This is a genomic window from Bradyrhizobium genomosp. I (2014), from assembly GCF_000261685.1.
In the GTDB taxonomy this organism is placed as follows: Bacteria; Pseudomonadota; Alphaproteobacteria; order Rhizobiales; family Xanthobacteraceae; genus Bradyrhizobium.
On the sequence record NZ_AJQE01000219.1, the window covers coordinates 21619 to 28901 of the forward strand.

General features: G+C 63.4%; 5 protein-coding genes and 1 pseudogene. 4 read left to right on the plus strand and 2 right to left on the minus strand.

Annotated elements, in window-relative coordinates:
- Positions 1-236 precede the first annotated feature (236 nt).
- The 3 genes and pseudogenes from IC50_RS21060 (at position 237) to IC50_RS21070 (ending at position 3669) form a co-directional block, all read left to right on the plus strand.
- Positions 237-685, plus strand: a pseudogene (locus IC50_RS21060) (hypothetical protein).
- Positions 686-687: 2 nt separating this feature from the next.
- Complete coding sequence (locus tag IC50_RS21065) at positions 688-1413, plus strand: SOS response-associated peptidase (protein WP_035709088.1); 726 nt, start codon at positions 688-690, stop codon at positions 1411-1413.
- A 99-nt stretch (positions 1414-1512) separates the two neighbouring features.
- Positions 1513-3669, plus strand: a complete 2157-nt coding sequence (locus IC50_RS21070) for an exonuclease domain-containing protein (RefSeq protein WP_035709090.1) — start codon at positions 1513-1515, stop codon at positions 3667-3669.
- A gap of 213 nt (positions 3670-3882) precedes the next feature.
- Here IC50_RS21070 and IC50_RS21075 read toward each other — a convergent pair whose 3' ends face one another.
- Positions 3883-5574 (minus strand): recombinase family protein, encoded by a 1692-nt coding sequence (locus tag IC50_RS21075; protein ID WP_081492479.1) that lies wholly within the window; start codon positions 5572-5574, stop codon positions 3883-3885.
- A gap of 238 nt (positions 5575-5812) precedes the next feature.
- Between IC50_RS21075 and IC50_RS21080 the strand changes: the two genes are divergently transcribed.
- Positions 5813-6082, plus strand: a complete 270-nt coding sequence (locus IC50_RS21080) for a hypothetical protein (protein ID WP_035709112.1) — start codon at positions 5813-5815, stop codon at positions 6080-6082.
- Positions 6083-6338: 256 nt separating this feature from the next.
- On the opposite strand, the gene IC50_RS21085 is transcribed toward IC50_RS21080, so the two are convergent.
- The gene (locus IC50_RS21085) at positions 6339-7040 is read right to left on the minus strand and encodes a DUF72 domain-containing protein (protein ID WP_035709092.1); all 702 of its coding nucleotides are present in this window, start codon (positions 7038-7040) and stop codon (positions 6339-6341) included.
- Between the last annotated feature and the right edge of the window lie 243 nt (positions 7041-7283).

The following is a 7283-nucleotide window of genomic DNA, read 5'->3' on the forward strand; positions in this document are numbered from 1 at the left end:
CCTGCTTCATCCCGACGCACGCAGCGGCTGGACCAAATTCCTGAGCATTTGCTGAGGGTGGGCTGCCGCCGCTGCGGAAGAGTGGTCGAAATTCAGAAAGTCGATGCCGTCCGCCTCTACGGACAGGCCGCGATCTGGCCGGATGTCGGTCAGCGCCTGCTGGACAACACGTGTACGATTCGGACGGGCCGCCATAAGGAAGACGGCTGCTGGCCGCAATTTGAATAGCGCCGGCGATGGCGCCTAAGCATCACCCGACTCCGCTCTCCGGAGGAGACCGCAAGGCGCTCGCCAAGGAACTCGGCAAGGCTCGGGCGATGACATCGATTTTGGCAGCCCAGTCGGCCGAGGCCCGGGCCAAGGGGGAAGCGCTGATCCGCACCGCGGACAAGCTGCTCTGCGAGTCGTGGAACGAGCGCATGTGGGCGGACGGCGAGCCGATCGATCCCTCGCCGACGATCGACCAGGCCGTGAACGGAACCTACCCATGGCTCGAGATCGAGTGCTCGCGCTGCAAGACAAACGCAACGTCGATTTGGCGGCGCTGCGCCATCCGGCGACCACGTTCGTCCATGACTTGGCAAGCCGACTTCGCTGCAGCAAATGCGCCAAGGCCAATCGCCGGCCTGCTGCCACGCTGCTACAATTGGCGCAGCGCCCTCGCCAGGCCGCTCCGGAGACCTGACGATGTGCAACCTCTATTCCATCACCACCAACCAGTCCGCCATCAGCGCGTTGTTCCGCGTCGTCAACCGGTACGTCGGCAACCTCGCCCCGATGCCCGGCGTCTTTCCGGACTACAAGGCACCAATCGTTCGCAACGACGCCGAGGGCCGGGAGCTCGTTACCGCGCGCTGGGGCATGCCGTCCTCGTCGAAGGCGCTCATGGACGCGACGAAGAAGCGCGCGGAGAAACTGCAGGCCAAGGGCAAGACCGTCGATTTCAAGGAGCTGCTCCGGATGGAGCCGGATTCCGGAACCACCAACATCCGCAACGTGAAGAGCAAGCACTGGACGCGGTGGCTGGGTCCGGAGCACCGCTGCGTGGTGCCATTCAACAGTTTCAGCGAGTTCAACAAGGCGGAAGGGGGCGACATCTGGTTCGCGCTCAACGAAAGTCGCCCACTCGCCTGCTTCGCGGGCATCTGGACCAACTGGACGTCCGTCCGGAAGGTCAAGGAAGGCGAGACCACCAACGCTCTCTACGCGTTCCTGACGACGGAGCCCAACGCCGAGGTTGGCGCCATCCATCCGAAGGCGATGCCTGTGATCCTGATGACGCCGGGCGAGGTCGAGACCTGGATGACGGCGCCCGCCGAGGAGGCCCTGAAGCTGCAGCGCCCTCTACCGGACGGTACGCTCCGGATCGTGGCGCGGGGCGGGAAGGAAGACGCCGCGCCGGCGACCGCCTAAGGCCGTGGCTCTGGTCACCTGTAGCGCGTCGAGGCGCTTGACTCTGAGGACGGCGCTCGAACAAAAATAGAACGAACGATTCCTGCCGCGAAGGTCCGCTTGGCCAAACTGCCTCAACTGCCCGTCTACTATTATCTCGACCACTTCGCCGAAATGCTCGGCTTCGTGCAGCGGACGTACGCCTCCGTGCTTGGTCCGGAGCATCACGCGTTCGTAGCGCGGTTCGAGGGCCTTACGAGAGATGCGCGATGTCTGCTGGTCAGGATGATCAACAGGCGGGGTGCCATATTCAACCGATCCCTGTTCAGCTACCCCGAGATCGATGACGTCGAGCGGGCGGCATCCGATCTGACTGCGGCCGGTCACGCACGCGAGCTCGGCGACGCGGACTATGCGGCCTTCGTCTCATGCCTGCCGAAGGACATCCTCGTCACCGGAGCGCAGGCGGCCGGGCGAGGAGACGTCCGCAAATCCTGGTCCAAGCCGAAGTTCATCGACTACTACCTCGAGCACATCCCATTTTCGGTCGCCGCGCAGCACTGCGGCGCCCGCAACTTCATCGCGCTCGACGGTACGCGTCCGGTCGAGTTTCTGCTCTACCTCTACTTCGGCAAGACCGAGGTAGATCTGAAGAACTTCGCGCTGCGCGACCTGGGGATCCTCCGCACCAATCGCGAGACCTCGTTCAGCGCGCGCTTCACCGATGCCGAGGAGGCGCTTGCCTCGTTCCACTACAGCCGGGTCCTGGACAGCCTGGAGGACGGATCGGAGCCTGCCCACAGACGGGCGGCCGTCGACGTGCTCGGCGGACCCGCCTGCATGACCCAGTTCGCCGCCGATCTCCGCAGCCGAGCCGCGCATCAGACGGCGCTTTTCTTCGAGAAAGCAGGCGAAAGGGATCTCGCCCTTACGCTTTACCGGGCGGGGTCTTCGCCGGACTGCAACGAGCGACTGGTCCGACTGCTCTACAATGACGGCGACAAGACAGAGGCCGAAGCGCTGCTGCAGCGCATGATCGATGATCCCGCCAGCGATGGCGAACACCTCTTCGCCACGGACTTCTATGCCCGTAAGTTCGGCGGCAGGCGTACAGGGCTCTACACCGAACTTCTGCGGTCCGGCCGCACGATCACCGTCGACGACACCCATCGCGGCAATCCCGAAGCGGGCGTCGCCGGCGTGCTGCGGCGCGAGGGCACCAAGGTTTTCTTCACCGAGAATGTGCTGTGGCACAGCCTGTTCGGCCTGCTCTTCTGGGACGAGCTCTTCGAGAGCACCCGGATGCCCAGCGGGTTCGATTGGCTACCTCACTGCCTGAAGGATCGCAGCTTTCGCCGGCTCTTCGCCGCGACGATCGACGAGAAGCTGGCAGCCATCGCGTCCGGATCCGCCCTCCCGTTGATCCTCCGCACCGTCGCAGCGAGATGGGGCCGCCCGAACGGGATCTTCAGCTGGGATCACGTGCAAGTGGAGGCGCTGCGCGCGCTGCTCGAAGGGTCCGATCCGGCTGGCGTCGCCAGCATCCTCGGCAGCATGTGCGACGACTTCCGCGGCATGCGCGACGGCTTCCCCGACCTCATGTTGGTCCAGGACGGCAAGGCGTCCTTCATGGAGGTCAAGGCCGAAGGGGACGTGATCCGCCGCAACCAGCTGACCCGCCTCCGCCAACTCGGCGACGCCGGCATTGTGGCCGAGATCGGTCGGGTCGACTACCGCTTCGACCCCGAGCAGGATTACGTGGTGGTCGACATCGAGACCACCGGCTCATGGTCGAACGGGGACCGCATCACCGAGATCGGCGCGGTGAAGGTCCGCAACCACCAGGTCGTGGACGAGTGGCACTCTCTCCTCAACCCGCAGCGTTCCATTCCAGCCAAGATCGTCCAGCTGACCGGCATCACGAACGAGATGGTTCGCGACGCGCCTTTGTTCGCCGAAGTCGCGGATTCCTTCATGCAGTTCATGGCCGACGGCATCTTCGTCGCCCATAACGTCAGCTTCGACTACGGTTTCCTCTCCTACGAATTCGAGCGGATCGGGCGTCGCTTCAGATTTCCGAAGCTCTGCACATGTGCCGGGATGCGGCGGCGCTATCCGGGACACAAGTCCTACGGACTAGGGAAGCTCTGCGAGATCTACGGCATATCACTCGACAATCACCACCGCGCCCTATGCGACGCGCGGGCCTCCGCCCAGTTGTTGAATCTCATCAACCAGAAGCGGAGTGAGGAGAGATATATCGGCGAGGCCGCCTAGCGGTTCGAGCAATGGGGCGACTTGGAGACGAGCCCAGAAAATTCCGATAAGGCGAAATTTTTGTCTTGCTCCGTCGGGCAAAACAGTGGTTCATAAGGCGCTGGTCCTAGCGAGACGAAGGAGCCAGCCCGATGGCGAATGACGTGGACACCTCCTCGGAATTGTCCAAGATCGCGAAACTGAACGGTGACTTCCGAAGGAATTACGGCACTCTCATCGGTGCGATTTTGTACCTCCGCACCGTGAGCGCCGCCCGCCGAAGCCCTTGGCTTTGGGCTGGCCTGATCTCGATCGCTTTTTCGGCGGTGCTGAGCTGGTTGGGGCGGCATGGGTGGTTTTTGCCAGCGTTGCTTTGATGGCCGCGAACAGTGTCCCCCTTTCCCGGTAAAGCGCTCCGCGATGGCGGCGAAGGGAGCCTGATGCAAGCCAGACGTAGCGTCCCGACCTCAACGAGGCAGGCAGTAGAACGTAATCCTCGATCTCGCGATTTGCCGCATCCAACCGCATCACGGCAAGCAGGCCGGATGAGATCTGCCTTCGATAGGACTTCCATTGCGCAGCGTGATCCGCTCCCCGTCGCGCCAGCCGTCGCGCGACGAGAAATGAAACTACTCGCCTGCCTTCGACATCGACGCCGATCCCGTCCTGAGCGAGCTCCGGCCGAAGACCAAGGTCGTTTCGCAGCACCTCCGCGAGCTCGGTTGCGTGCCTCGCCTGTTCGGAGGCCCAATGCTCCCGGGTGTCGATCCAATCGCAATCCCGCGGCGACTTGTATCCGATCAGCGCGTAGGCTTTCCGCAGCGAGCCGAAATGCTTCACGTACGACGAGACGTGATTGAGACCAAGCGTCGTGTTGATGATGTGCGAATTGAGCTTTCCACGGCGGCGTAGCGTGAGACGAAGGCGCAGCAGCATCTCATCCTCGGGAATCTCCACGCGGCGCTCGGCAAGCAGCTTCTGTGCGCGTGCGAAGATGCCCGGGTCCACGATAGGCTCGATCGCCGCAGCGCCCCGGACCCAGGCGTGATCCGGGTTTTTGACCAGCTTCTGCCCTAAGCGTCGCGAGGTACGGTTGTAGACGGTCTTGCCGATGTAGTTCTCGTTCGCGAGGATGGTCGGGATCATGCCGTCGCTCCACGGCCGACCGTTGTGATTGGCGATGCCGGCATCGTTCAGCTGGCGCCGGATGTCGCTGTAGGATTTCCGGTCATTGACGAACTGATCGAAAATCATGCGGATAACTGCTGTTTCCTCGGCAGGGCCGGGCTGCAGCCGAACGCGGTCCGATTGCAGAGCCTTGAACTGGCCCTTTTCGAGGAAGCCCTTCGGATGCTCGCTCTCGTCGACCATCAGGCGCCGGAGGCCGTAGCCCACGGGAGCGCCGACCCGGTATCCAAGGCTCGCGACCCGGCAGTGTCCAGCGTGCACCTTGACCGAGAGTTCCCGGCTCCACTCTGCGGCCATGCCGCGCTTCAGACTTTTGGCAATGCCGGAGACGAATGTGCCGTCATTCTTGAAGAGCTCCGCGCAGTATTCGACCTGGACGCCGTTCCGCTTGCAAAGGAATTCGTAGTACGCGCTCTCGTCGACGTCCTGGAAGCGCCCCCAGCGACTGACGTCGTAGACGAGGATGTGGTCGAAGTCCGCCTGCCCCGACTGGACGTCCTCGATCAATTCGATCAGACCAGGCCGGCCCTTGATCCGGAGCCCGCTGCGGCCCTCGTCGGCATAGGTGCGAATGATCGTGAGCGCGTTCGCCTCGGCATAGGTGGCGATGGCCGCCATCTGGTTCTTGATCGAGTAGCGCTGGAGCTCCCTCGACATCCTGACGTATTGCGCCGCGCGGCGCGTTCGGGTCCGCCTTGCCAGGCTTGCGCCCTTGGGAACCACAAGCCAGTTACCCATGCACCCCTCCCACCACCAGAGGTACTTAGGATGGCCAATACACCCTGTGCGTTCGGGATGGCAATGCCGATCAAACTTGAGGTGGCTAGGTCCATTCGGCCAGCGCTTCTGGTTTGTGCACAGCGCCGCGGAACAGGGGGACAAGCCTCAGCCCTACCGATTGCGAATCCCTGACCCGTGCTAACCGCCCGGAACGGGCAGGCGGGCGGCAGGATTCGTCCTGGCAGGAGAGATGTCGATGCTGATGACGAAGGAAAGACGACCGGCGATCCGGACGCTGCGCGGCTGGGCGATCCACGTGCTGCAGGAGGCGGGCGCCATCCATGAATGCGCGGAGCACGGATGGGCGAGGGATCGGGCCGACCCTCATGCGCGCGAGCACGCGTTGGACATCGCCAGGCAGGAGCCGCCGGAGGGCTTGTCTCCGGATCAGGCCGTCGAGGAAGTGCGCGAGGTTTTGGGTTCTATCGGTGATGCGTGCCCGGAGTGCCCCCCAGGCAAAGATTAGTTCGGCTGCCTGCCGCACCGCTCGGATGGCAGCGGATGCGGGCGAGTTCGAGCCAAGCCTGCGCGAGTTGGAGCCAGCGCTGCCGCTCGGAGCCATCGGCCAATAGGGCCTCCTTCACCGCTTCTTCCGCACGGTCCTTGGGCTCGAAGTCGTTATCCATGATGGGGAACGTCGTAGCCTACCAAGGTAAACCGCCGGTGGCCCTAAAAGTCCGTATTAACCCGGGTGGGCCCGCCCGCCGTCCATGGCAGGCCCTTCAAGGAAGCAAGTCGAGTGCATTCTGGAGCGCGGCGCCGGCGGCGGTGTTGTCGAAGATGCACCAGGCCTCGCCTGAGGACGATGCAGCACCGAGCCGTGACTTCAGCGCGCCAAGGTATGCCCCGTCGTAGGCGGAGTAGTAGATGCGCGGCGCTCCATGCAGCCGAAAATAGTGCAGTCCCAGCCACCCGCCCGGCAGGTCGGCATCGGGCACGCGCGCCGGGTCCGCAGCGACGCGGCTGATCCGACGCTCCGTGAGCCAAGCACCGACCTCGGGCGTGAACCAGCTGACGTGACGTGGTTCGCACGCGAGAGCGGCTGAGGTCCCTTCCCGCAGTGCGCCGAACAGGATTTCCGCATCTGATTCAACGAACATCTTGCGAGGCGCAAACTGAACGAGCAAAACCCCGAGCTTCGCACCGAGGCCGGCGCTTTCTTCGATGAACCGATCGAGATCAGCCCGCGCAAGCTGGGACGAATGAGTGACGGACTTTGGGACTTTGACCGAAAATCGGAAGTCATCCGGCGTCGAGTTCGCCCAATTCTCGTACGTCGAGCGCCGGTGCGGCCTGTGAAAGGATGAGTTGATCTCGGTGGCATTCAACACCGCCGCGTAACGCTCAAGGTGGCTACCTGCGCCGCCAACCCTTTCCTTGCAGCTTTGAGGAACATTCCACCCTGCTGTTCCGATCCGAAGCATAGCTTTAACAAGGGCATCCTCTTCCCGTGTCAGTCCGCAATTGTCATCGGGAGCCACCGGATTCCGGACCTCAAGCCGACTTCCGCCGCGCTCCTGCTGCGGGCTTCTTCGCGGCATCCTTCGCAGGCTTCTTGCCGGCTATCGGCATCAGCATCTCCCTCTGACCCGCGGCCGCTTTTTCCGCCTTCTTGGCAGGCTTTTTCGCAGCACCGGTATCGGCCGCTGCGCCCCCGACGCTCTTGC